Source organism: Bradyrhizobium sp. 1(2017), from assembly GCF_011602485.2.
Taxonomy (GTDB): Bacteria; Pseudomonadota; Alphaproteobacteria; order Rhizobiales; family Xanthobacteraceae; genus Bradyrhizobium.
Window position 1 is genome coordinate 1,402,979 of record NZ_CP050022.2, and the last position, 23,977, is coordinate 1,426,955.

Here is a 23,977-nt window from a genome sequence, read left to right on the forward strand (position 1 = left end):
CCGATGACGGGCCTACGGGTTGAATTCGATCGCGGCCTTCGTTCGGAAAATATCAGCTCGGGCGAATGGGCCGAGCCATGCAAGCCGACATCATCGTCGGCCATGCGAAAGGATGCGGCCGTCGGCAATGCGCCGACGGCGGCAGCGAACATCCATTCTAGCCGTGTCGCGGCATGGCAGGCAAGCTGTGGGCGCGTCGACTGCCTAACGCGGCCTGAATGGATGCGCCTTCTGGTGCCAGGCCCAGGCGGTGCGGATCACAGTTGGCAGGTCGGAGTGACGCGGCACGAAGTTCAGCATCTTCTTCGCGGCCGAGGGATCGGCGACCAGATAGGTGGGATCGCCGGCGCGACGCGGCTTGACGGTATGCGGCACCTCGCGTCCGGTCTCCTGCCTGATGGCGTTGAGGATCTCACGCACGGAGAAGCCGGAGCCGGTGCCGAGGTTGAAGCTGCCGCCGGCATGCCCATCTTCCAGAAGTTTCAGTGCCGCCACATGTGCCGCCGCGAGGTCGGTGACGTGGATGTAGTCGCGGATCGCGGTGCCATCGGGCGTGTCGTAGTCGTCGCCGAAGACCGCGAAGTCGACATGCCCCTGAAGCGCCATCATCGCGCGCGGAATGAGATGGGTTTCGTTGTCGCGCAGTTCCCCGATGCCCCCGCCGGGATCGGCGCCGCTGGCGTTGAAATAGCGCAGGCAGAAGGCACCAAAACCGTAGGCGGCGCGGTAGTCGGCGAGCATGCGTTCGATCATCAACTTCGATGCGCCGTACGGATTGATCGGCACGCAAGGAAAGTCTTCGGGCAATTCCTTGGAATCGGCATTGCCGTAGACGGCGCCGGTCGAGGAGAACACGATGCGATGACAGCCCGCATTCCGCATTGCCTGCAACAGCGACAGCGTGCCTTGTACGTTGTTGATGTAATATTTCTGCGGGTCGGCCATCGATTCCCCGACGAGGCTCGCCGCCGCGAAATGCATCACCGCCGTGATCTTGTGATCGGTGAAGGCGCGCGCCAGGGTTGTGCCGTCGAGCAGATCGCCGGTCACCAGGGGGCCGGCGACGAAACTGCGATGACCTGTCGAGAGATTGTCATAAACGACGGGTTGATAGCCTGAGGCGGTCAGTGCGCGGCAGGCATGCGAGCCTATATAGCCCGCGCCCCCGGTGACGAGGACGGTCGGTCGGTCGGTCATGTCGTCTTCAGCTCTTCTCTTAGCGGAGGGGTCGGTTGCGGCCGAAGAGAAGATAGAGCGCACGGGGGTTGGTGGTCAAATAGCGCCAGAGCAGGCGGCGCGGCTCGAGCCAGGTGCGCCAGGCCCATTCGAGCCCGAATCTCTGCATCCAGTGCGGCGCGCGGGAACGGCTGCCCGACAAAAAATTGAACAGGCCGCCAGATGTCTTGATAACGCCCACATTGGTGAGATGCGGCGTGAACTCCTCCACGAACGCCTGCTCGTTGGGTACGCCGAGTGCAACCCACAGATAATCCGGCGCAAGCGCGTTGATTTCCTCGACCTTCGCACGCAGCGCTTCGCCGCGCAGATAGCCGTGGCTGTATCCGACTATCTTGAGATTCGGATAGAGGTTGCGGACGTTCTCGACGGCGGCTGCGTTTTCCGCCTCGCTGGCGCCGAACATGTAGAAGGTGCGGCCGACCTCTTCCGCCTTGCGCGCGACGATGTGGAACAAGTCCGTGGTCGCGACGCGCTCCGGCAACGGAAACCAGGATTGCAGTTTCGACGCCGCGACCAGCGGCTGGCCGTCGGCGTTGATCAAATCGGCCGTGCGGAACAGGCGCTCGGTCTGCGGTTCGGTCGAGCAGCGCGCCAGCACCTCGCCATTGGCGGAGGTCAGGAACAGCGGGCGGCCGATGCGATTGTCAGGATCGGTCGCCTCGATCATGAAATCTGCGGTTTCTTCCAGGTCGATCGCGGCCATGCGAAGTCCGCCGACGGTGGTTCGCGGCACTTCGGCAGTTGCCGTCCGTCCATCAATGTTGACGCGGCGCTCAAGCATATTGTCTGCCTCGCTGACGCGTTTGGGCCGCGGGAGTGAGCTCGTCGAGCACGACGCCGACGAGCTTGCGCTCGGCGCGGCCGAGCGCGGCCAGGATCTCTTCCAGGCTGTCGTTGATATCGAGGCTGGTCGGCAGCACGGCGACCAGCGCGTCGCTGTCGTCGAGCAGCTTGAGGTCGCCGGCCGAGAGCGGCACCACAGGGCCATCGAGGATCACGAGATCATAGCCGCCTGCGGCACGCGCCTGCGCAATTGCCTTGCGGATGGCGTCGGTCGCCTTGCCGGCATCGCCATCGGCGGCCGGCAGCACCGAAATGCCGTTGACCGTCTTGATCTCGCGCGCGTCCTTGGTGCCGATCGAGAGCCAGCCGAGCCGGCTCGGTTCGCTCTTGCCGCGGCGGTTGATCTTGTTCGAGAGCGAGCGTGCCTGATGGTCGGCATCGATCATCAGCACACGGGCGCCGTCGCGCGCAGCCGCCAGCGCGAAGTTCAGCGCGGCCACGCTCCGTCCGGTGGTCTCGCCGGTGCCGACCAGCGCGATGACAGGCATCGCCTTGCCGTCGGCGCGCCGGACCACCGCAGCGCGCATGTCGCGCCAGGCGTTGAGCAGCGAGGTCAGGGGAAAGCCGGGGCGCAGGGTCGGCCAGCCCAGGAGGGTGAGGTCGACGCCGCCGCCCGTGGCGAGAATGGCGCCCAACGTGTGAATGACGTCGGCCTCCTGGAGGCGGGCGATCAGCGGCTTTTCGATCAGGGGCTTCTCGACCGGCGCAGGCTGCAGCGGGGGAGCGGCAAGTTCCGGCGGCGCCTGCGCGACTTCCGGAGCTCGCGGGGCCTCCTGAGGCGGCGAGGCCTCCGGAGATCGCGCGCGCTGCGGAGCTCGCGCTGTTTCCGGGGCCGGGGTCCGCTGTGGACGGGCGGGCGTCGGCGCCGGCGCGGTCGCACCGGCGAACAGCAGCTCGGCCGCAACGAACCAGCTTGACGCAGCGACTGCGCCGAAGATGAAGCCGATCATGGCGAACAGGCTCATCGCCGGTGGGAACGAGCGCCGCTGCGGCACCGTCGCTTCGCCGATGACTCGGGCCGCGGAAGTGTTCAGGCTCTCCTGCTCCTCGGTCTCGCGCGACCGCTTGAGGAAGGATTGGTAGACGTCGCGGCTGGCGTCGGCCTCGCGCTCGAGCTCACGCAGGCGAACGGCGGCCTGGCTGAGCTGGACGCTCTGCCGCTTCTGCGCTTCCAGCGCCCGGTTGAGCGAGGCCTCGAAGTCGCGGGCGCGCGTCAGGTCGTTCTTGGCGGACTGGGCGAAGCGGTCGATCTCCTCGCTGATGGTGCGCTTGAGATCCTCGACCTGCTTCTCGGTCTGGCGCAGCGCCGGGTGGCGCGGGCCGAGCTCGCCGGCCTGCTCCGCATATTTCTTGCGAGCGTCGGCATATTGCGCGCGCAGATTCGCGATCGTCGGCGATTGCAGAGCCTCGGGGATCGCACCTGCATCCGCGGCCGTCCGCCGGCTCGCCTCGATCTGGTCGAGCCGCGCCTGCGCATCCATCGTCGCCGCGCGGGCGGCGGCCAGGCGCTGGTTGCTGGCCGACAACTGCTGGTCGCTGATCAGCGTGTCCTGGGTGCCGACGAAATTGTTCTGGGCCTTGTAGGTGGCGAGCGCGGTTTCGGCGTTGCGCAGCCGCTCGCGCAGCTCCTTCAGTCGGCTCGACAGGTCATTGGTGGCGCGCCGTGCTGCCGAAGCCTGCGAGTTGCGGGATTCCGTGAGATAGGCATTGGTCAGCGTGTTGGCGAGCATCGCCGCCTTGGCCGGGTCCGTCGACCAGACCTCGATGTCGACGATGAAGCTCTTCTCGGTCTTGCGGATCGTGATGTGCTTGTTCAACGCGTCGAGTGCCGCGAGCTGCACTTCCTTCTTCTCCGCGGCGGAGGGCGCGCGGGGGTGAAGGCCGATCAGGCCGAGCAGCGAGGACATCAGGCTGGTGCCGTCGCCGCCGCCGAATTCCGGATCCTTGTCGAGACCTGCCTGCTGGATGACCTGGAGCAGCACGCTGTTGGAGGTGATCAGGCGCGCCTGGCTCTCCACCACCATGGACATGCCGGAGACGTCCTGCGCGCGCGGCGTGAGCTCGCGATCGACGAGCTGAAGTTCGCGCGGATCGACATAGAGCTGTGCGGTGGCGGTGTAGCGCGGCGTCAGGCTCTTGCCGGCGGTGACGGCAAGCGTCGCGCCGAGCAGGGCGGCCGCGGCAATCGCAACCTTGCGCCGCCAGAGCAGATTGGCGAGCTCCAGCGCGTTGAAGCCGGCCTGAGGCTTCCGTTGCGGGGCTTCCGGTCCGGCCCGATCGATCGGCTGGTTATAGTCAAGCATGATCCCCAGCTTTCATTCCAACTGCCGCGGGCTGAGGGTTACTCTTCGCTTTACGCCACGCACCCGGGATATGGGTGCCCAATCAACGCAACAGGGAAAATTAACCATACTCACTGAGGGACTATTCACTGAAATGGCAAACAAAGCGTTTAAGCGCATGCCGCTCTTCGCTGCGTCGCCGCGACGCCGAGGTCTCCCAGTGATTAACGGTTCGTTACCGCGCGCAGCGTGCTCGCGCGGCTTCGCTCGTCGTGCGATCAGCGGCGCGCGCATGACTGTCAGATCTTCCGCAGGATGACGTGATAGTCGCCGCGGCGGACGTCGGTGCCGCGCGGGAGCACCGCGTTCAACACCGCGGCGCCGGCGTCGACCATGGCCGCAAACAGCGGCTTGCGCCGGCGCATCTCGGGATAGCGCGGGCTCTCGACTTCGCGCCGATAGATCATTTCGAGGCCGTGGGCGGCTGCGAATGCTTCGAGCCGCGGGAGCGTCACCAGCGGATGGAAGAATGTCGGGAAGGGCGGCTCGCCGGGCAGGCCGGCATCCTTGATGCCGCGGATGTGCCGGTAGAACCAGACGTGGAACCAGTGCGGCGAATATTTGGTGACGACCCCCGACAGCGAGCGCGGATTTGGCGCGCCGATCAGGATCAATCCGCCGCGCTTGAGCGCATCGCGGAAATTCAGGAGCGCCGCGTCGACGTCGGGAAGATGTTCGATCACGTTGTAGCAGATCACGAGATCGAAGGTCTCGCGCCCGAAACGGTGGGTCTGGACGTCACCGAGGATCGCCTCGTCGGCATAGGTATTGTTGCGAACCTGGTCCTCGTCGATGTCGACGACGGTCACGTGGCTGCGGCCCGGCAATTCCGGTGGCAGGACGCTGCAGGAGCCGCCGCCGGCTTCATAGATGGCGAGGCGGCCTTGCGGCAGTTCGCGGCGCAGCACGTCGTGAACAGCGAGCAGGCTGTCGCGGGCTTCGCCGGGAATCAGATCGTGTAGTGCAGTGGGTGGTGGGGAGGCCGCAGAGGCGTTGATTGCCGTGGCTGTCGCGAAATCGATCGTCGCTGGCTTGTTCATGATTTTCTGACCGCGCTTGTTCTATTCAAATTTACAGGAAAAAACCCGCTCGCCCGAAGAGCAAATCTGATGCCGAGCCGTGTCACTGATTGCAGTGCTTACAGCCGGGTTAATGCACATAGCCGTTAACTACGGCATTGTTCATGTCGAGCCGTTGTCGGCGCACTGGACCGCGAATTGCACTAACACGCATGCGAGGTCTCGCGGCAGAAACACGCGAAGGCGGTTAAGTGCCTGGTGTTGTGCCATGATGGCTGCAGGTTGCCGGCAGGACGCCGGGATGGGCTTGCGCGTCCGCCGGTCATTTTGGGACGAATCCGTCCTGCAGCGACGTACCGTTGCGGGACGGGAGCGATCCGCGCGATCGAAGCAGGGCTTTTTCAACACATCTCGGACATCTAGAACGTCATGACATTGATCCCGACAGACCTGTCCGCCACGCGCATCGCGGACGTCGTGAGCGATCCCAACCGGGAGATCGTGGCGAGCTCCCGCGTCATCGACCTGTCGGTCGGCATCGTCGTCTGCATCCCCTGCTTCCGTCGCCCGCAGCATCTGCGGCTGACCCTGGACTCGCTGGCGAGCCAGCGCACGCCCCGCTCCTTTGCCGTCGTCATGGTCGAGAACGATGCCGAGCGGCGCGAGAGCGCGCCAGTTGCCGCGGAATATCTCGCCGATGGCAGGCTCCAGGGCATCTGCCTCGTCGAGAAGCGGCAGGGCAATTGCCAGGCGATCAACGCCGCGTTCGAGACGGCGCAGACGCTGTTTCCCGCCGCGACCCGCTTCCTGATGATCGACGACGACGAGATCGCATCAAGCGACTGGCTCGAGCTGATGGTTCGCACCGCGGAGGCGACCGGCGCCGACATCGTCGGTGGACCGGTATTGCCGGTCTTCGACGACGGCAGCCAGCCCTGGCTGTCGCGTCATCCCGCGTTTCGTCCCGCTTATGACTACAGCGGCGCCGTGCCGCTGATCTATGGCTGCGGCAATTGCCTGATCACGCGCGCGGTGTTCGAGCGGTTCGACCGCCCGGCATTCGACCTGCGTTTCAATTTTCTCGGCGGCGGCGACTGCGATTTCTTCGTGCGGTGCCGCGATGCCGGCCTGAGATTCCACTGGACGGCGGAGGCGGTCATCACCGAGACGGTGCCGCAGAGCCGGACCAGTCTCGCCTGGATCGCGAAGCGAGGCCTGCGCATCGGCGCGATCAACTATCGGGTGCAGTCCAAGGCTGCACAGAGTGCGTCGGCGCGGGCGCTGGTGTTCGCGCAGATGGTTGGACGATTGCCGTTGTCGCTGGTGCGTGCGGCGGGCCTGCTGACGTCGTCCAAGGCCGTCGTCGCAATGCATCCCGTCATGGTCGCACTCGGCTCCGTGCTCGCGGCGTTCGGCATCGAGCCGAAACCCTATGAAGCCTCGAAGATCGTGTCCTGACGCCGCGACGCTGGTCTAGATGCCAAAACGGGTGAGCAGCACCCGCACAGCCGAACGTGGCAGCGATTTGAGTGACCGCCGGCCGACCATCGCAAGATAGGCGAAGGCTTGGCGATATCTGCCGAAACGCACGGCCTGCATTGCCGAATAAGTGACGAGATGGACCTCTGCGGCCTGGCGCAGCGGCCCGGCCATGCCTTCGGGCAGTCTTGCCAGGATCAGTCCGTCATCGAAGACCCGCGTGACCGCCGGGAAGAAGTCCTGCGGCGTCCGCACCGCCGCATTCATCGTGTTGGCGGTATGCACACGATAGTCGAGCAGGAGTTTTGGCGCGAATTCGAACTCGCCGATGGCGGCAAGTCGGCACCAGCAGTGCCAATCCTCGCAATATCTGAGCGAGACGTCGAAACCGCCGACGGCGCGGAAAGCTTCCGCGCGGGTGAGCACGATGCCGCCATTGACGATGAAATTGCCGGCCGCGAGTCGCGTCAGCACGTCGCCGGATGGCTTGCTGCGTCCCTTCAACAGGTCGCGCCGGCCGATCTGCCGTCCCTCGCTGTCGATCGTGTTGTAGTCGCCATAGACGAGAACTGCGCGCGGAGCGCCGCGCGCGGCCGCCAGCAGTGCGGCCACGGCTTCGGGACGCAGGCGGTCATCGGCGTCGAGGAAGAGCAGCCAGTCGCCGCTCGCATGCCGGGCGCCGAGATTGCGGGCTGCCGAGACGCCGGTTGCGTCATTGTGCATCAGCCGCAGCCGCGGATCATGCATGTCGCGAACGATCTCGATCGTGTCGTCCGTCGAGCCGTCCTCCACGACGATGATCTCGGCGACATCGCCTTGCGCCAGTGCGCTCGCGATGGTTTCGCCGATATAGGCCGAAGCGTTCTTGGCGGGAATGACGACGGAGACCGACGCGCCCGGGGCGATCGGCAGCGGCAGCCGCGTCGCCGGCGCTATGCGTGAGGCGGCCGGTAATTCGAGAACCTCGTCGGCGGTGATCAAGGCGGCGGCTCGTCTTTAATGGTCTGTTAACCAGGGCGCGTCTGCCAAGCTGGCAATGCTGCAATCGAAATCTCGTCCGCTGATGATAGCCGCATTATGAGCAAGTCGCTGCCGCTAGCGCCCGTGCGGCGCCCGGATTCGTGGAATAACGTTAAGCCGGTGACATCAAGTCTGCGGCAAACACAGAACGAGTCCGGCAGCTCCGCTCGCGCAGAATGTGCGTGTCGTCTTCGGCGTGCTGGTTGACGGATGGTTAACGGCGGTGAGCTAGAACCTGAGGCTTCTCCGGTCTCAACACCTGCCGCGATGGATAGCAGCTTGGATCGCAGCGCCGCCGACATGACTGACGTCGAAGCCCGATCGTTCGGCCACGTCCTGCGCGATGGACTCGCGGGGGTGAACGCCATGCGCGCGGCGCGCTGCCTCGTCGCCGTAGCGGCCTTGCTGTTGATCCTGGTGACGTTGGAGCCGTTTCCCGACCTGCGCAGTGAGAACTTCGTGACCGTCGTCGGCGGGCGAATGGCGCTGACCTACATTGTCTACGGCCTGCTGGCCATCGTTGCCGTGCTGTGCGTCGCCGCGACCGACGCGCCGGCGTTGAAATCGCTGGTGACCCCGCTGCATCTCTGTCTGGTCGGCTGGCTGTTGATCAACGTCGCCTTCTCCGAGAGCCGCGGCGTTTCGCTCCAGCGCTTCGTGCTCGCCGCGAGCGTGACGTCGCTCGCCGTGCTCCTGCCGCTGTTGCCGCCGACGCAGCGCGGTTTCAATTTGTGCCTCGGCGGTGCCGCGCTCGCGCTGCTGGCGCTATGTTATCTCGGCGTCTTCCTCGCGCCGCAATATTCCATCCACACGGCGCTCGACATCACCGAGCCGCAGCTCGCCGGCGACTGGCGCGGCAGTTTCGGCCACAAGAACGTCGCCTCGCCGGTGATGACCATCCTGGTCTATGTCGGCATCTACCTGTCCGCCGTCGGTTCGTTCGTGATGGGCCCGGCGATCGCCGCGCTGGCCGGCATCTTCCTGATCTTCACCGGCGGCAAGACGTCATCGGTGCTGTGTCTTGCGGTCTACGCGCTGGCGTCGCTGGTCTACGTCACGCGGAGCCTGTGGCTGAAGCGGATCGTCTGCTTCGTGCCGCTGATCCTGATGAACCTGCTGACGGTCGGCAGCGTCATGAGCCCGGCACTCGGCGGCATGACGCGGCTGCTTCCGCTCGATCCCACCTTCACCGGCCGTTCCGCGATCTGGGAGTTCGCCCTCGCAGCCGTCGCGGAGAAGCCGATCATCGGCCACGGCTATGCGGCATTCTGGGACGACGTCAGCGCACGGCAGACCGCTCAGGGCGCCGAATGGGCGACCACCGCGGCCCACAGCCACAACAGCTATCTCGATCTTGCGGTCACCATCGGCCTGCCGGGGTTGCTGCTGGTGATCCTCGTCTTCGTGCTCGCGCCGCTCGGCAATTTCCACTCGGCCCAGGCGCGCAACCGCAGCAGCGCGCTGGCAAAGCTGTTCCTGACGATATGGCTGTTCGGCTTGTACTACGGAGCCACCGAGACCTTCCTGCTGGATCGGCAGAATCCGATCTGGTTCATGTTCGCGCTCGCCGTGGCCGGACTGCACTTCCTGGCCAGGTTCCAGTGCGTCGAGCCGACGGAACCGGCGCGCTGACAGCTTGTCGCAGCAGCGCGGCCTTGGTGGCATCGGCTTAACGATAAGCTGCGAAGCTGCTTGTGGTCTGCGGCGAAACATAATCTATCTGAAGGTACTCAGTAATCGTATGTCCCGCGGATGACGTTCCTCAGCGTCGAGCAATCAGAAGGTCGGGTGTCGAGCACGCCGGGAATCGCGGTCGATTTCCTGCGTGACTGGCAGCAGGCGGCTTTGCGCCTGAACACGGGCCATCGCACCGCGTTCCAGCACGGCCTCTGGCTCGGCCCCTGGTACGCGGCGTTTGACCATCTCGCGCCGCTGATCGCCGTGATCTCCGATGCCGCAACCGGCGAGGATATCGCGCTGGTGCCGATGATCAGCCATGCCAGGCGCGGCATCCGCGTCGTCGAGTTTGCCGATCTCGGCGTCTCCGACAACAATGCGCCGATCCTGTCGCTCGGCGCTGCGTTGGATGCCGCTGCGATGCGTGCGATCGGCAAGGCGTTGATCAACGCACTGCGCGCCTTGCCCGATGGCCTCGATCTGCTGCGCCTGAAGAAGATGCCGGCCCAGATTGGCGGCAAGCCAAATCCGCTGATGTCGCTCGGGCGGGCTGGTTCCTCCTCGCTCAACGGCAATCTCGTGCTGCTCGGCGACGACTATGAATCCTACCAGGCCTCGATCAAGCGCATGCAGATGCCGCGCTGCTGGCGCGTCTTCACCCGTCATGCCGGCGCCCGGTTCGAGGTCGCCACGGATGTCGCGCGCGCGCATGAGCTGCTGGACGTGATGGACGTCCAGCAGCAGGCGCGCATGCAAAGGCTCGGCTTGCGGTTCGTCCTCAACGATGAGACCCATGCGCGGTTCTACCGCGAGGTTGCCCGCCAGGGCCTTGCGGAAGGCTATGCCGTGGTCTCGGCGCTGGTCTGCGACGAGGGAATCATCGGCACGTCGTTCGGCGTCAGGCAAGGCGCGACCTATTACCTGCTGCGCATCAGTCATGGCGGCGATTCATGGTCGAGCTGCTCCCCCGGGCTGCTCGTCATCGAACGCACCATGGCGGCGCTGCATGCAAAGGGCGTGCGTCGGTTCGATCTCAGCATCGGCAACCAGGACTATAAGCGCCGCTTCGGCGCCACGCGGGTGCCGCTGACCGATGTCAGCGTCGCGCTGTCCTGGCGCGGTCTGCCATACGCATGGCGCGACCATGCCGCGCAGGGTCTGCGCCGATATCCCGGGTTGGCTGCCATCGCCGCACCGGCGCTGCGCGGGATGCGCTGACCTGTCATCGCGAAAGACCCGCACCGAAGGCCTGCAGCAGCGCGCGCCCTTGCGGCCAGTCGCCGAGCCTGCTCGACGCATTGATGTGGCCGAGCGCGCCGAGCACGATGAGTCCGGATCGCCAGGCACTTGCTCGCTGCCGTGTCGCACGGATATCGCCATAGGGATCGTCCGTGCTGGCGATGACGAGCGAAGGGAAGGGCAGCGCGCGGTCCGGCACCGTCTTGAACGCGGCGGCCTCCATCGGAAAGTTCGCGCCATCAGGATCGGGCACCGCGACCAGAAACGCGCCGGCGATGCTGGATGGGAAGCGGGCGGCCCAGTGCGCGACCAACAGGCAGGCGAGGCTGTGTGCGACCAGCACGGGCGGCGTCGCGCAACTCCTGACCGCCCGCTCCAGCGATTGCTCCCAGTCGTCGAGGTCGGGCTGATCCCAGCTCGCAGGCTGAAATCGCACGAAGCGCGCATCGTCGCGCTCCCAGATCGTCTGCCAATGGGTGTCTCCGGAGCCGCCGAGGCCGGGCAGGGTGATGGTGTCGTGCATGGTGTCCCGTGATATCTGAGAGGAGACGCAGTGTGGCTGGTCGAGGCGCTGCGCGACATGGCAAGTCATCGGTGGAATCGGCCATCCGCCGTTGATCTCAAGGTGGAATGGAGAATTGTCTTGGATCGCTTCGGGAGCATCGATGCCAAGGATTTGAAGATACTCGAAGCGCTGCAGGCCAATGCGCGGGTGCCGCTGTCCGAGCTCGGCCGCTCCGTCGGATTGTCCCAGCCGGCGGTCTCCGAACGCGTCAAGCGGCTCGAGGAAGCCGGGATCATCGAGGGTTACGGCGCACGGATCAATTCGCGCGCACTCGGGCTCGGCCTGATGGCGCTCGTGCGCCTGCGCACCACGCATGAGCACATCAAGACCTGTCTCAAGCGGTTCAGCGAGATTCCGTACATCATCGAAGTCCATCGCGTGACCGGCGACGACTGCTTCGTTCTCAAGGTGCTCGTTCCCGCGCCTGAGGATCTCGAGACGATCGTGGATCGCATTGCCGGCTTTGGCGCCGTCACGACCTCGCTGGTGCTGCGGAGCGAACCGGCGCGGCCGATCGGCAAGGACCTCGTCAGGAGGAAAATCGAACGAACGTGACGGCGATGCCCGCCATCACGATCCCGTGCAGCCAGCACACCGAAACCGGCCACGCGAGGCGCGAACGAGGCTGCGACAATACCAGCGGCGCGCCAGCGCCTGTGCGGGCCGGCGGATCATCTGCGCGATCAACAACAGTTCGAAAGCCATTCGTATCGCTTCTGGTCCATGTCCTCCGCAGATATGGGGCGGCATTTCCGCAAGAGAATGCCGCCCCTGTCGCATCAGCCATGCAACCGATCGTGCGCAAGGCTTAACCGTGCTCAGCCATGCAGCTTCTTGGCGGTCTCCGCGATCTGGCGGCCCTGATAGCGCGCGCCGGCGAGCTCGTTGGCGCTGGGCTGGCGGCTGCCGTCGCCGCCGGTGATCGTGGTGGCGCCGTAGGGCGCGCCGCCGGTGACCTCGTCGAGCTTCATCTGGCCGGCGAAGCCGTAGTTCATGCCGACCACGACCATGCCGAAATGCAGGAGATTCGTGATGATCGAGAACAGCGTGGTCTCCTGTCCGCCATGCTGGGTCGCGGTCGAGGTGAAGGCGCCGCCGACCTTGCCGTGCAGCGCGCCCTTGGCCCAGAGCCCGCCGGCCTGGTCGAGGAAATTCGCCATCTGCGAGGCCATGCGGCCGAAGCGGGTGCCAGTGCCGACGATGATCGCATCGTAATTGGCGAGGTCCTCGATCTTGGCGATCGGGGCGGCCTGATCGACCTTGTAGTACGAGGCTTTCGCGACCTCGGCGGGTACTAGTTCCGGCACGCGTTTGATGTCGACAGTCGCGCCGGCTTCGCGGGCGCCTTCGGCGACGGCATTGGCCATCGCTTCGATGTGGCCGTAGGCGGAATAATAGAGCACGAGAACTTTGGTCATGGTGGTCTCCGGTGATTAGGTTACTGGTAATTGGGGGCGTCATGCCCGGGCTCGTCCCGGGCATCCATGTTCTTGTTCGCTCGTGAAGGGGCGTGAATGGCCGGGACATCGGCGAGCGGGAGCGACGCCGTCCTTCGGGCGGCTATGCCCGGCCATGACGGTGAGAGTCGTTAAGCCGCGTCGACGAGCACGATCTCCGAATCTTCCAGTGCGGTGATCTTCAAGCTCTCTTCGTTGCGGATCGCGGCACCATCGCGGGCGTTGACGCGCACGCCGTTGATCTCGACCGCGCCCGCCGCGGGCACGAGATAAAGATGCCGGGACTTCTGCGACTGGTACTCCGCACTCTCGCCCGCCTTCAGCGTGGTGGCGAGCACCCGCGCATCGGCGCGGATCGGCAGCGCATCCGTGTCGCCCTCGAGACCGCTCGCGATGGTGACGAGCTTGCCGGAACGATCCGCCTTCGGGAACGGCTTCGAGCCCCAGGTCGGCTGTCCGCCGCGCAGCGTCGGCTCGATCCAGATCTGGAAGATCCGCGTCTGTGTCGGCTCGAGATTGTACTCGGAGTGGCGGATTCCGCTGCCGGCGCTCATCACCTGAACGTCGCCCGCCTCGGTGCGACCCTCGTTGCCGAGGCTGTCCTGATGGGTGATCGCGCCCTCGCGCACATAGGTGATGATCTCCATGTTGGCGTGGGGATGGGCGGGGAAGCCGGTGTTCGGCGCGATCTCGTCGTCGTTCCACACCCGCAGGGCGCCATGCCCCATGTTGTTCGGGTCATAATGGCTTGCGAAGGAGAAATGGTGCTTGGCCTTGAGCCAGCCGTGGTCGGCGCCGCCGAGCTTTGCGAAAGGTCTGAGTTCGATCATCTGCGTAATTCCTTGACTTGATTTGGTGGCGGTTCGGATCAGGCGCCGAACCCGCCGTCGACGTTGAGCACGGTGCCGGTGACGAAGGAGGCCTCGGGGCTGGCGAGGAAAACGACGCCGGCCGCGACTTCCTCGGGGCGGCCGAAGCGCTGGAGCGCGTGCTGCTTGCGCTGGGTCTCGGCGAACTCGCCGCCGTCCTTCGGATTCATGTCGGTATCGATCGAGCCCGGCTGCACCACGTTCACGGTGATGCCGCGGGGGCCGAGGTCTCGCGCCGCGCCCTTGGTGTAGCCGACGACCGCCGCCTTGGTGGCGACGTAATCGGCAAGGCCCGGGAACGAGGCGCGATCGGCCAGCATCGAGCCGACGGTGACGATGCGGCCGCCTTCACTCATCAATTGCGAGGCGGCGCGGATCGCCGCGATCACGCCATGCACGTTGACCTGGTCCTGGCGGGCGAGCGCTTCAGTGTCGGCATTGGCATCGTCGATCGCACCGCCGGCGGCAACGCCGGCATTGTTGACGAGGATGTCGAGATGGCCGAATTCCTTGGCGACGTCGTTGACGAGCTGCGTCACGTCCTTGGCTGACGCCTGATCCGCCTTGAAGGCGTGCGCCTTGACGCCTTTGGCCTTCAATTGCGCGACGACGGCTTCGGCCTTGTCGGGCGAAGCGACATAGCTGATCGCGACGTCCGCGCCTTCGTCGGCGAGCGCGCGGGCCGAAGCTGCGCCAATGCCGCGCGAGCCGCCGGTGACGAGGGCAACCTTGCCTGAGAGCTTCTTGGCCATTGGATGACTCCATTGCTTGGGTTTGCGATTGACCCTTGGATAAGCCTTCGCCTTCGGTATATAAATAGAAACTGTTGAAACGCATTGTTTCCTTAAATATCCCGAATGGATCGATTGCCATGGCAAAACTCCCCGATTTCGAGGCGCTCGCGATTTTCGCAAAAGTCGTGGAATTACGGTCGTTTGCGGGGGCCGCAAGCGAGCTCGTGATGTCGAAGGCGACGGTCTCCAAGGCGGTGACACGGCTGGAGGAGCGGCTCGGGGCACGGCTGTTCAATCGCACCTCGCGCCGGCTCGCCCTGACCGATGCCGGGCACAAGCTTGCCGAACGCGCGACGCGCCTGCTGGCCGATGGCGAGGCCGCGGAGAACGAGGCGCTGGCGCAATCGGTTGCGCCGCGCGGGCTGGTCCGGCTCGCCGTGCCCATGACGTTCGGCATCAAGGCGGTGGCGCCGCTGCTGCCGGAATTCTTCCAGGCCTATCCGGAAGTTTCCGTCGACCTGCATCTGAGCGATGCGACCGTCGACCTGATCGGCGAGGGATTCGACATGGCGGTGCGGATCGCGCGACTGCCGGACTCTTCGCTGATCGCACGGCAGCTCTTCACCATGCCGCGCTACACCGTGGCCGCGCCGTCCTATCTGAAGCAGCATGGACGGCCGACACATCCGATGCATCTGGCCGAGCACAAATGCTTCAGCTACGCCTATCTGTCGACGCCGAACGTCTGGCACTACACCAATTCGGCGGGCGAGCAGGCCAGCGTGCGCCCGGGCGGCCCGCTTCGTGTCAACAATGGCGAGGCCGTGATGCCGGCATTGATCGCAGGTCTTGGCATCGCCGAGCTGCCCGAATTCATCGTTGGCGAGGCAATCGCGTCCGGCGCCGTCGAGGTGATCCTGAAGGACTGGAAGCAGGCCGAAGGCGCCGTGCACCTGGTGACGCCGCCCGGCGGACCGCGCCCCGCACGAGTCGAAGCGCTCGGCGATTTTCTCGCGGCAAAGCTGCCGGGCACCTGCAAGCGGCGGACGAAGAAGGCTGGCAAAACCACGCAACTGTCGTAGGGTGGGCAAAGCGAAGCGTGCCCACGCCCTTTGACTGAGGATATCGGCGCGCACGGGGCCAGATGTTTTTCTTCACGGTCGTGCTCGCAGATCGGTCGAGCACGCTGCTCGTCGATCAAGACGAATCTATCGAACCGTCTTTCAGCGCCAGCCGTTCGAGACGGTCGCAATTTGTATCTTGCCAGACCACCTCCACGCGATCTGGACGTTGCCCGAGGGTGACGTCGATTTTCCATCGCGGTGGAATCTGATCAAAGGCGGCTTTTCGCGAGGGTTAGAACCGCAGGAGCGCTCGGCAAGTAAGCTGCTCAAGCGCGAGAAAGGCATCTGGCAGCGCCGCTATTGGGAGCACGCCATTCGCGACGAGGCGGACCTGGAGCGCCACATTGACTATATTCACTTCAACCCCGTGAAGCACGGTCTCGTCACACGGGTGCGCGATTGGACTCTGAGCAGCTTCCATCGTTATGTGGAGCAAGGCATCCTCTCCGCGGACTGGGGAGGGAACATGCGAGACATTGCGGGGCATTTTGGCGAGTGATGGTGGGCACGCTTCGCTTTGCCCACCCTACGGATCTCGCTAGGAAACTTTGACACCGTCGATCGAGACGATGCGCAGGCTCGGCTTCAGGGTCTCCTCCAGCTGCGACTTCAATTCGTGAACGCGGGGGTCGCTCGAACGCTTCGCGCAGACCGCATATTGATGGACGGATTGCGCCAGTGCGCGCCGTGCTTCCGGCGTTCGTGTCATCTCGGGCTTTGCAAGCCGCAGCACGATCGCAGCGAGATTCACCAGCATCTCGTCCAAGGCGACATCGATGGTTCCAAGATTTCGCATCACTCACTCCCTGGGAGGGCAACAGCGGGTCCCGGGAGGCGTTCCTGGCTCGGCCGAACATGGCTAATGCTTCGTAAACGTCTTGTTCTTGCCGATCGCCGCGCTAGGCTGGGAGCGAAACAAGAAAAACTGGGGGAGGGACTTTCATGGACCGACGCGATCTCTTGCGCGCCGCCGTTGCACTGCCGCTATTGCGTGCTGCATTGCCCGACGAGGCCTTTGCGCAAAGCTATCCTGCCCGCAACATCACCATGATCGTGCCGTTTCCCGCCGGCGGACAGGCCGATCTCGCGGCGCGTCCGGTCGCACAGGCGCTGGAGCGGGTCCTGGGCAAGCCCGTGATCGTCGACAACAGGGCCGGCGGTGGCGGCGGCTCGGTCGGCAATGCCGCGGCTGCGCGCGCCGAGCCTGATGGCTACACGCTGTTGATGACGCTGTCCTCGCTCGCGGTACTCCCGGAGGCCGACCGCCTGTTCGATCGTCCCGTTGCCTACGAGGTCGCGCAATTCATGCCGATCGCGCGCGTCCTCGCCGATCCCACGCTGCTCGCGGTGCCGGCTTCGGCGCCTTGGAAGACGGCGCAGGACTTCGTCGAGGACGCGAAAAGGCGCCCCGGCCAGATCCCCTTCGGCTCGTCCGGGCCCTATGGCACACTGCACGTGGCGATGGAGATGTTCGCAAACAGCGCCGGCATCAAGCTGCTGCACGTGCCGTTTCGCGGCGCAGGTCCCGCGCTGACCGCGATCCTCGGCGGGACCGTGCAGGCGATCGCCGCCGCACCCGGCACGCTGAAGCCGCAGGTCGACGACGGCAAGCTGCGGGTGCTCGGCAATTGCGGCGCGCAGCGCATCGCGAGCTTCCCCGACGTGCCAACCTTCCAGGAGCTCGGCTACAAGGACGTCGAGTTTTACATCTGGGCCGGGTTGTTCGCCCAGAGCTCTCTTCCGGCGCCGATCGCGACCCGTCTGCGCGAGGCGATGGCAGAGGTGATGAAGAGTCCCGACGTGCTCAGGGCTTTCGAAACCTCGGGCAGTCTCGTCGCCTACCAGGACGCCCCTGCCTTCTCCGAGTTCGTTGCCGTCGACAGCGCGCGGCTTATCGCGGCGGTGAAGAAGATCGGCAAGGTGGAGTAGGGGTGAAGTTCGGAATTCGCGGCGCCGGCGACGCTTTGGGATGACACCATCTGAATCTGATGCGAAGGTGCAGGATCTCAATATCGGCAACCGGTCCTCGATCTGAAGAAGCGGCGGGAGCCGGAAGATCGGCCAAACAGGTTCCAGGCGCGCTTTCACATTTTGTTGTTGGTCCAGAACCTTCCCTCGCCTCATTGATTGAGGAAGTTTTGACGCATCGGGAAGGATTGGACATGCGAACAGAGCGGATCGCGCTGGGTGTGGCGCTTGCGATCGGCGGTATCGTCGCGCAGAGCGCGGCGACCGCGCAAGAATACCGTGGAACGATGGAACAGCAGATGGCGTGCACGCCCGACGTATGGCGGCTGTGCAGCGATCAGATTCCCGACGTCAGCCGCATCACAGCTTGCTTGCAGCAGAACACGCCGCAGCTTTCCAGTGGATGCCGCGCCGTGTTCCAGTCCAACAATCAGATGCCGCCGCAGCAGCAGGTTCCGCGCAATCGTGCCGCACCGCCGCCATCGCGTTACAATGCCGCGCCGCCGCCTCAACAGCTCCAGCCGCGGCCTTATGACGATGACGATTAGCGCAGGCGGGTATGTGATCCGGTAAAGCGCACAGCGTCAGGCGTGAAGCTGCGGTCGTGCCGCTTCGTTCAGCGCTCCCCCTTGCTGTCCGACTCAGGTCGATGTCCAAGCACCGTCCGCAACACGACAGCGAAGAGAATGGCTGCCACTGGCCAATGGAACCAGATTTTATGCGCGCCAGTGAACAGATTGATCAGAATCAAAAAGGCCGACACCGTGAGGGCCGCTGCGACCGGGCGGGGCAGCTTCGCCAGCCAATCGGAGATGACACTCGTCCATGAGGATGGCCCGTGCCTGTCGCCCATCCGCAAAGCGCCGGCTTCCTCCCGGCGAGCTGGGCCTTGGTTGGCCGCAACGCTCCCTTGGCCGGCAGCTTGGTCGCCCAAGGTCACTCGATAGCTGGTCAAGGGCGCAATGTTCTTCATGGGCCGCTGGCCAAGACAGTCGAAGCCGACGGACAGTTTGTTGTGCACCTGATCGTAGACTGAGCTCGAGATCACGACGCCGCCGGGTTCAGCGAGTTCTTGCAGCCGCGACGCGATATTGACTCCGTCGCCATAGATGTCGGAGCCGTCCACCATCACATCTCCAAGGTTGATGCCGATGCGAAACCGCATCGGGTTCACGGGAGAGGGGTCCGAATCCTGATTTGAGATCTCTTGCTGAATCTCGACCGCGCATTGCACGGCCTCGACGACGCTGGCGAACTCGGCGATCACGGCATCGCCCCAGGTATTCACGATGCGGCCGTCGTGACGCTCGACCAATCCCGCAATGGCAGTGCGGTAGCGGCGGAGCGTCTCCAGCGTTCCCGCCTCGTCTGCTTCCATGAGGCGAGAATAGCCGTACACATCGGCGCACAGCACGGTTGTCAGCCGTCGTTTGACCTTATCGTCGGGCATGTCCCCACATTAGCCTTCCTGACCGGCAAATGCATCAGGCATCCCGCGGTTGCCTTACGGTCTGATCTCGCAGACATCGACCCATTCGGCCGCGGTCAGCTCGGCCATCCGATCCGGCGTGATGCGCACCGCGCTGTGGGTCGAGCCCGCGGCCGGCACCACGACGTCGAACGCCTTCAATGAGACGTCGCAATAGATCGGCAGCGGTGCCTTCAGGCCGAACGGGCAGACGCCGCCGACCTCGTGGCCGGTGATATCGGCGACCTCCTCCAGCCCCAGCATCTTCGGCTTGCCGCCGAATTGCGCCTTCACCTTCTTGTTGTCCATGCGCGACGTGCCGCTCGCGACGATCAGGATCACGCGCTCGCCGATGCGCAAGGACAGCGTCTTGGCGATCCGGCCGGGCTCGACCCCATAGGCTTCGGCAGCCAGCGGCACGGTGGCGGAACTGATCGGGGATTCGATGACCGTGATGTCGGGGGCTTTCTCGGCGAAGAAATCGCGAACGGATTGAAGGCTCATTCCAAACAGCTCATTCCAAAACTCGTGGGCGGGCGTCGATCCCCAATGCGGTCCATCAAGCGATGCCCGGCAGCTCTGAAAGCGCGCGGATGCGATGATCCGGCACGAAGCCGAGCTCGTCCATCTGGGTGCGGATCGCCCTGAACATCGTCAGCGGTGCCACGAGTTCGTTCTCGACGCAAGCCAGCGCCATGGCCTCGGGCGTCACCCGCTCGATCCAGGCAACCTGCAGCCCGAACGATTTCGCCCCGGCTGCGTCCCAGGGATTCGAGGAGACAAACAGAACCTCGCTCGGCTGGGTGCCGAGCATCTCGCCGATCAGCTCATAGGCCTCCGGGCTCGGCTTGAAGACCTTCTTCGCATCGACGCTGATGGTGGCATCGAGCAGGGCGTCGAGGCCGGAATTGCGCACGAGCGCATCGAGCATGTCCGGACTGCCGTTGGAGAGGATGGCGAGCTTTCGCGGCTTCAAGGCCGCCAGCGCCGCTGTCGCGTCCGGATAGAGATCGAGGTGCAGATATTTCTCGATCACGCGCTCGAATGCGTCGTTGTCGTACGCGAGCCCCAGCATGCGCAGCGTATAGGCGAGCGAGTCGCGGGTAACGACGGCAAAGTCCTGGTAACGCCGCATCAGCGAGCGCAGCCAGCTGTATTCGAGCTGCTTGATGCGCCACACCTGCGTGATGATCTCGCCATAGCCCGGAAACGCATCCTCGGTGATCTCGGCGACCGACTGGATGTCGTAGAGCGTCCCGTAGGCGTCGAAGACGACGGCTTTGATGCTCATTGGCTGTCCTTCCAGTCAGTTGCGGTCACGAGAACTCCGCTTGGGAAGTGCGCATAATCGTCAGCTTATCAAAGCACCCGGTCACTTCCACTTGAGACAACCGGACGTGACGATACCGTCCCGATCAAGTCGCCTATCTTTCTAGTCAAGCTTCCTATCGACCGACAAGTACGGAGAATCTCATGATCCTCTATTACCATCCCGGAGGCTGTAGCTTGGCTGATCACATCGCGCTGATCGAGGCAGGCCTTCCATACGAACTCGTTAAGGTCGAACGGGGCAAACGGACCGAGGATGGGCGTGACTTCATGACGATCAATCCGAAGGGGTTCATTCCCGCCCTGGAACTCGACGATGGGAGTGTCCTTACCGAAAATCTCGCCATTCTTGACTATATCGCCCACCAAGCGGGGGCCCTGCTTCCCAGCGACGGTCTCGGCCGTTGGCGTGCACTCGAAGCCACGTCCTTCATGACCACCGAATTCCATGGCAATTTCAGGCCCTTTTTCCACGCTGACGCGACCCATGCGGAAAGGGCCAAGGCGCGAAAGTTGCTGGTCAAGCATTTCGCCACGATCGCCGGCCAGCTTGGCGCTAGGCCGTTTCTGGTGGGCGATCGAATGACGATCGCAGACCCATACCTTGTCGTGATGCTGATGTGGGCTGAGAAGAACGAGATCGAGGTGCCGAAGCGGCTCGACGACTATCTCGCGCACATGAAGACGATTCCTTCGGTCGCCAAAGCGCTCGCAGATGAAGGGCTCGTCTGAGGAAGGCCTGTTCTCGGCGACGCCGCTTCCCTCCTGAGCACCTGTTCGAAAGGAGTGATCCATGCTCGATGCCGAAGCCCGATCTATCCCGCGACCGACTTGAGCCGCGAGAGTCAATCACACAAGCAGTTCTCCGACGGCTACTTCCTGACCAAGGAACTGATCGATTGGTTCTGGAGCGCCTATGTGCCGACCGGCGTTGATCGGACCCACCCCAGGCTTTCGCCGCTGCTAGCCAACGACTTCAAGGGCCTGCCGCCCGCCTTCGTGCTGACGGCCGGCTACGACCCGCTACGCGACGAGGGCCGCGCCTACGCCGAGCGGCTGATCGATGCCGGTGTGAAAACGACCTACGTGAACTATCCGGGCACTATCCACGGCTGTTTCTCGCTGACAAGGTTCCTCAGCCAGGGGCTGAAGGCCAACGAAGAAGCGGCGGCGGTGATGGGAGCCTTCTTCGGGACCTAGCCTTGGCTTGGCAGGTCACGGTCGAGCAGACCGATGAAAACCAATGAAGAATCCTTCAGAACGGGCTCACAAGAGGATATCTGTTGTTGGGCCCAGGCCGGACTCAGGGCGAGTTGCGCCAACGTGCTGCTACAGGGGCGGAGCAGACCTCGGACGAAGAGCAGCGCAAGCTAGACAGTCGGTGGACGTCCTCGCCGCGACCAGGTCTCCCGCTCGGCGAAGACGCGGCTGACCTCCGCCATGTGCTCCGTGCCCCAGGCGCACAGTGGCACAAGTGCCTGGGCGAGGCTGTGGCCCAAAGGCGTGAGGCTGTAGTCCACGCGCGGCGGCACCTCCTTGTAGTCGGTCCGCTTCACGAGGCCGTCGGCCTCGAGCTCCTTCAGTTGCTGGATCAGCACCTTGTCGCTGACGTCGCGCACTGCGCGCCGGAGCTCGCCGTAGCGGGTCGGGCCGTCCTGAGCGATGAAGTACAGGATCAACGGCTTCCACTTGCCGGAGACGACCCGCAGGGTCGCGTCCAGGCCGCAGGTGAAGCCGGGCAAGGTCGGTGTGCAACTCCGGACCGGCGGTGCACTGCTCGCCTGCGGCGGGCTTGAGTCTGAACGATCTGACGACATTTTTGGGGTACTTACCAAAAGGTGCATACTTGTCGATAGGTGGGTACGCCGCCAGCTCAGTGCAACCCTAGTGAAGGAGCACATCATGAGCAGACTACAAGGCAAGACGGCGGTGGTGACGGGTGGTGGAACCGGCATTGGGCTTGGCGCCGCCAAACGGTTCGTCGACGAAGGCGCGTTCGTCTACCTCTTCGGACGACGGCAGGAGCCGCTCGACGCCGCCCTCGCGCAGCTGGGATCCTCGGCGCGCGCGGTCAGGGGATCGGTCACCGATCTGTCCGACCTCGACCGACTGTATGCGACGGTGAAAGCCGAACGCGGCGGGCTCGACATCCTTTTCGCCAACGCCGGGACCGGGTCATTTGCACCGCTCGGCGAGATCACGGTCGAACACTACGATCAGATCTTCGACGTCAATGTGAAGGGGCTGGTGTTCACCGTGCAGAAAGCCCTGCCGCTGATGACGAAGTGGTCGTCGATCATCCTGACCGGCTCGAGCACGGGCGTGATGGGGACGCCGCAGTTCAGCATCTACAGCGCGACGAAGGCTGCGATCCGCAATCTGGCGCGCAGCTGGGCGCTGGACCTGCGCGGCACCGGCATCCGCGTCAATGTGCTGTCTCCGGGACCGACCAAGACGGAGCTCGCGCTGGAGGTCGTCGGCGAGGAAGCATTCGATACGCTCGGAAGCGCGACGCCGATCGGGCGTGTGGGCGATCCGAGCGAGACGGGAGCGGTGGCTGCGTTCCTGGCGTCGTCAGACAGCAGCTTCATGACCGGCGGCGAGGTTTTCGTCGACGGAGGTCTCGCGCAGGCCTGAGGCTCCGAAGCAAGACGGCTTCGATCATTACGATCGAAGCCCTCGATGCGTTGACGCGTGATTGCTCAGATCCCCAGCAGCTTGCGCGCGTTGGCCTTGAGCACCTTCGGCCGGATCTCGTCGCGGATCTCGATCTTGGCGAAATCCGACAGCCAGCGGTCCGGCGTGATTACCGGCCAGTCCGAGCCGAACAGCATCTTGTCCTGAAGAATCGAGTTGATGTAGCGCACCAGGATCGGCGGGAAATACTTCGGCGACCAGCCGGAGAGGTCGATATAGACGTTCGGCTTGTGGGTTGCGACCGACAGCGCTTCTTCCTGCCAGGGGAAGGAGGGGTGGGCGAGGATGATCTTGAGGTCGGGGAAATCGGCCGCGACGTCGTCCATGTACATCGGGTTGGAATATTTCAGCCGCATGCCCATGCCGCCGGGCATGCCCGAGCCGACGCCGGTCTGGCCGGTGTGGAACAGCGCGATCGCGCCGCCATTGTTGATCTCTTCGTAGAGCGGATAGGCCATGCGGTCGTTGGCGTAGAAGCCCTGCATGGTCGGGTGGAATTTGAAGCCGCGCACGCCGTATTCCTCGATCAGCTTGCGCGCTTCGCGCACGCCGAGCTTGCCCTTGTGCGGGTCGATCGAGACGAAGGGGATGAGGACGTCGAGATGGTCGGAGGCGATCTCCAGCATCTCCTCGTTCTTGTAGCGGCGGAAGCCGGTCTCGCGCTCGGCATCGACAGGGAAGATCACCGCGGCGATGTTCTTGGAGCGATAGTAGGCGGCGGTCTCCGGCACGGTCGGCGGATGCTTGTGCGGTGACTTGAAATACTCCGCCATCTGCGCCTGGAAGTCGTCATAGCCGTCGTCCGGATGGGTGCCGCAGGGCTCCTCGGCATGGGTGTGGATGTCGATGGCGACGACATCGTCGATGTTCGGCAGCTTCAGCTTCGGCATGGGTGTCCTCCCGACGGG

At 64.4% G+C, this 23,977-nt stretch carries 25 protein-coding genes and 1 pseudogene; 11 read left to right on the top strand and 15 right to left on the bottom strand.

The window, feature by feature from the left end:
* Window positions 1-204: 204 nt before the first annotated feature.
* The 4 genes from galE to HAP40_RS06690 all read right to left on the bottom strand — a co-directional run bounded on the left by galE (window position 205) and on the right by HAP40_RS06690 (window position 5,464).
* Window positions 205-1,197, bottom strand: coding sequence for a UDP-glucose 4-epimerase GalE (galE, locus tag HAP40_RS06675; RefSeq protein ID WP_166818546.1), 993 nt, complete (start codon window positions 1,195-1,197; stop codon window positions 205-207).
* A gap of 19 nt (window positions 1,198-1,216) precedes the next feature.
* Entirely contained in the window at window positions 1,217-2,020 is an 804-nt protein-coding gene (locus HAP40_RS06680) for a WecB/TagA/CpsF family glycosyltransferase (protein WP_166818545.1), read from the bottom strand.
* Complete coding sequence (locus HAP40_RS06685) at window positions 2,013-4,385, bottom strand: exopolysaccharide transport family protein (RefSeq protein WP_166818544.1); 2,373 nt, start codon at window positions 4,383-4,385, stop codon at window positions 2,013-2,015. Before HAP40_RS06685 ends, HAP40_RS06680 begins: the two co-directional genes overlap by 8 nt.
* Before the next feature lie 278 nt (window positions 4,386-4,663).
* On the bottom strand, window positions 4,664-5,464 hold the full coding sequence (locus HAP40_RS06690) for a class I SAM-dependent methyltransferase (protein WP_166818543.1): 801 nt from the start codon (window positions 5,462-5,464) through the stop codon (window positions 4,664-4,666).
* Between the two features lie 408 nt (window positions 5,465-5,872).
* On the opposite strand from HAP40_RS06690, the gene HAP40_RS06695 reads away from it, so the two are divergent.
* Window positions 5,873-6,901, top strand: a complete 1,029-nt coding sequence (locus HAP40_RS06695) for a glycosyltransferase family 2 protein (protein ID WP_166818542.1) — start codon at window positions 5,873-5,875, stop codon at window positions 6,899-6,901.
* Between the two features lie 15 nt (window positions 6,902-6,916).
* Here HAP40_RS06695 and HAP40_RS06700 read toward each other — a convergent pair whose 3' ends face one another.
* Entirely contained in the window at window positions 6,917-7,903 is a 987-nt protein-coding gene (locus HAP40_RS06700; RefSeq protein WP_166818541.1) for a glycosyltransferase, read from the bottom strand.
* A gap of 318 nt (window positions 7,904-8,221) precedes the next feature.
* Here HAP40_RS06700 and HAP40_RS06705 point away from each other — a divergent pair, with 318 nt between their 5' ends.
* Both HAP40_RS06705 and HAP40_RS06710 read left to right on the top strand, forming a co-directional pair.
* Complete coding sequence (locus HAP40_RS06705) at window positions 8,222-9,574, top strand: O-antigen ligase family protein (protein ID WP_166818540.1); 1,353 nt, start codon at window positions 8,222-8,224, stop codon at window positions 9,572-9,574.
* 120 nt (window positions 9,575-9,694) lie between these two features.
* Window positions 9,695-10,837 carry a GNAT family N-acetyltransferase gene (locus tag HAP40_RS06710; protein ID WP_166818539.1) on the top strand — a complete coding sequence of 381 codons (1,143 nt, stop codon included), beginning with the start codon at window positions 9,695-9,697 and terminating at the stop codon, window positions 10,835-10,837.
* 4 nt (window positions 10,838-10,841) lie between these two features.
* Here the strand turns inward: HAP40_RS06710 and HAP40_RS06715 are convergent, their stop codons facing one another.
* Entirely contained in the window at window positions 10,842-11,381 is a 540-nt protein-coding gene (locus HAP40_RS06715; RefSeq protein ID WP_166818538.1) for an RBBP9/YdeN family alpha/beta hydrolase, read from the bottom strand.
* 120 nt (window positions 11,382-11,501) lie between these two features.
* Here HAP40_RS06715 and HAP40_RS06720 point away from each other — a divergent pair, with 120 nt between their 5' ends.
* Entirely contained in the window at window positions 11,502-11,978 is a 477-nt protein-coding gene (locus HAP40_RS06720; protein ID WP_166818537.1) for an Lrp/AsnC family transcriptional regulator, read from the top strand.
* Window positions 11,979-12,241: 263 nt separating this feature from the next.
* Here HAP40_RS06720 and wrbA read toward each other — a convergent pair whose 3' ends face one another.
* From wrbA to HAP40_RS06735, 3 genes are all read right to left on the bottom strand, one after another.
* Entirely contained in the window at window positions 12,242-12,841 is a 600-nt protein-coding gene (gene wrbA / locus HAP40_RS06725; RefSeq protein ID WP_091965995.1) for an NAD(P)H:quinone oxidoreductase, read from the bottom strand.
* Window positions 12,842-13,011: 170 nt separating this feature from the next.
* Window positions 13,012-13,710: a pirin family protein gene (locus HAP40_RS06730; protein WP_166818536.1), complete on the bottom strand. Its 699-nt coding sequence runs from the start codon at window positions 13,708-13,710 to the stop codon at window positions 13,012-13,014.
* A 38-nt stretch (window positions 13,711-13,748) separates the two neighbouring features.
* On the bottom strand, window positions 13,749-14,501 hold the full coding sequence (locus HAP40_RS06735; RefSeq protein WP_166818535.1) for an SDR family NAD(P)-dependent oxidoreductase: 753 nt from the start codon (window positions 14,499-14,501) through the stop codon (window positions 13,749-13,751).
* Between the two features lie 119 nt (window positions 14,502-14,620).
* Here HAP40_RS06735 and HAP40_RS06740 point away from each other — a divergent pair, with 119 nt between their 5' ends.
* Window positions 14,621-15,565: a LysR family transcriptional regulator gene (locus HAP40_RS06740; protein WP_166818534.1), complete on the top strand. Its 945-nt coding sequence runs from the start codon at window positions 14,621-14,623 to the stop codon at window positions 15,563-15,565.
* A 62-nt stretch (window positions 15,566-15,627) separates the two neighbouring features.
* A pseudogene (locus HAP40_RS06745) lies at window positions 15,628-16,106 on the top strand (REP-associated tyrosine transposase).
* Window positions 16,107-16,145: 39 nt separating this feature from the next.
* On the opposite strand, the gene HAP40_RS06750 reads toward HAP40_RS06745, so the two are convergent.
* Window positions 16,146-16,403, bottom strand: coding sequence for a hypothetical protein (locus HAP40_RS06750; protein ID WP_166818533.1), 258 nt, complete (start codon window positions 16,401-16,403; stop codon window positions 16,146-16,148).
* A 146-nt stretch (window positions 16,404-16,549) separates the two neighbouring features.
* Between HAP40_RS06750 and HAP40_RS06755 the strand changes: the two genes are divergently transcribed.
* Window positions 16,550-17,536 carry a Bug family tripartite tricarboxylate transporter substrate binding protein gene (locus HAP40_RS06755; protein ID WP_166818532.1) on the top strand — a complete coding sequence of 329 codons (987 nt, stop codon included), beginning with the start codon at window positions 16,550-16,552 and terminating at the stop codon, window positions 17,534-17,536.
* A 233-nt stretch (window positions 17,537-17,769) separates the two neighbouring features.
* On the top strand, window positions 17,770-18,123 hold the full coding sequence (locus HAP40_RS06760; RefSeq protein WP_166818531.1) for a hypothetical protein: 354 nt from the start codon (window positions 17,770-17,772) through the stop codon (window positions 18,121-18,123).
* A 68-nt stretch (window positions 18,124-18,191) separates the two neighbouring features.
* Here the strand turns inward: HAP40_RS06760 and HAP40_RS06765 are convergent, their stop codons facing one another.
* From HAP40_RS06765 to HAP40_RS06775, 3 genes are read right to left on the bottom strand one after another with little or no spacing between them, the layout of a single operon-like run.
* Window positions 18,192-19,025: an adenylate/guanylate cyclase domain-containing protein gene (locus HAP40_RS06765; RefSeq protein WP_166818530.1), complete on the bottom strand. Its 834-nt coding sequence runs from the start codon at window positions 19,023-19,025 to the stop codon at window positions 18,192-18,194.
* A gap of 54 nt (window positions 19,026-19,079) precedes the next feature.
* A complete protein-coding gene (locus HAP40_RS06770) occupies window positions 19,080-19,547 on the bottom strand; it encodes a YbaK/EbsC family protein (protein WP_166818529.1) in 468 nt (155 codons plus the stop codon).
* Between the two features lie 55 nt (window positions 19,548-19,602).
* Window positions 19,603-20,334, bottom strand: a complete 732-nt coding sequence (locus tag HAP40_RS06775) for a haloacid dehalogenase type II (protein WP_166818528.1) — start codon at window positions 20,332-20,334, stop codon at window positions 19,603-19,605.
* Between the two features lie 182 nt (window positions 20,335-20,516).
* On the opposite strand from HAP40_RS06775, the gene HAP40_RS06780 reads away from it, so the two are divergent.
* Both HAP40_RS06780 and HAP40_RS06785 read left to right on the top strand, forming a co-directional pair.
* Complete coding sequence (locus tag HAP40_RS06780; RefSeq protein ID WP_166818527.1) at window positions 20,517-21,104, top strand: glutathione S-transferase N-terminal domain-containing protein; 588 nt, start codon at window positions 20,517-20,519, stop codon at window positions 21,102-21,104.
* A 99-nt stretch (window positions 21,105-21,203) separates the two neighbouring features.
* The gene (locus HAP40_RS06785; RefSeq protein WP_208024811.1) at window positions 21,204-21,572 is read left to right on the top strand and encodes an alpha/beta hydrolase fold domain-containing protein; all 369 of its coding nucleotides are present in this window, start codon (window positions 21,204-21,206) and stop codon (window positions 21,570-21,572) included.
* A 170-nt stretch (window positions 21,573-21,742) separates the two neighbouring features.
* Here HAP40_RS06785 and HAP40_RS06790 read toward each other — a convergent pair whose 3' ends face one another.
* Window positions 21,743-22,114 (bottom strand): winged helix-turn-helix transcriptional regulator, encoded by a 372-nt coding sequence (locus HAP40_RS06790; RefSeq protein ID WP_166819595.1) that lies wholly within the window; start codon window positions 22,112-22,114, stop codon window positions 21,743-21,745.
* A 160-nt stretch (window positions 22,115-22,274) separates the two neighbouring features.
* Between HAP40_RS06790 and HAP40_RS06795 the strand changes: the two genes are divergently transcribed.
* Entirely contained in the window at window positions 22,275-23,009 is a 735-nt protein-coding gene (locus tag HAP40_RS06795) for an SDR family NAD(P)-dependent oxidoreductase (protein ID WP_166818526.1), read from the top strand.
* A gap of 65 nt (window positions 23,010-23,074) precedes the next feature.
* Here the strand turns inward: HAP40_RS06795 and HAP40_RS06800 are convergent, their stop codons facing one another.
* A complete protein-coding gene (locus HAP40_RS06800) occupies window positions 23,075-23,959 on the bottom strand; it encodes an amidohydrolase family protein (RefSeq protein WP_166818525.1) in 885 nt (294 codons plus the stop codon).
* Window positions 23,960-23,977: the final 18 nt, after the last annotated feature.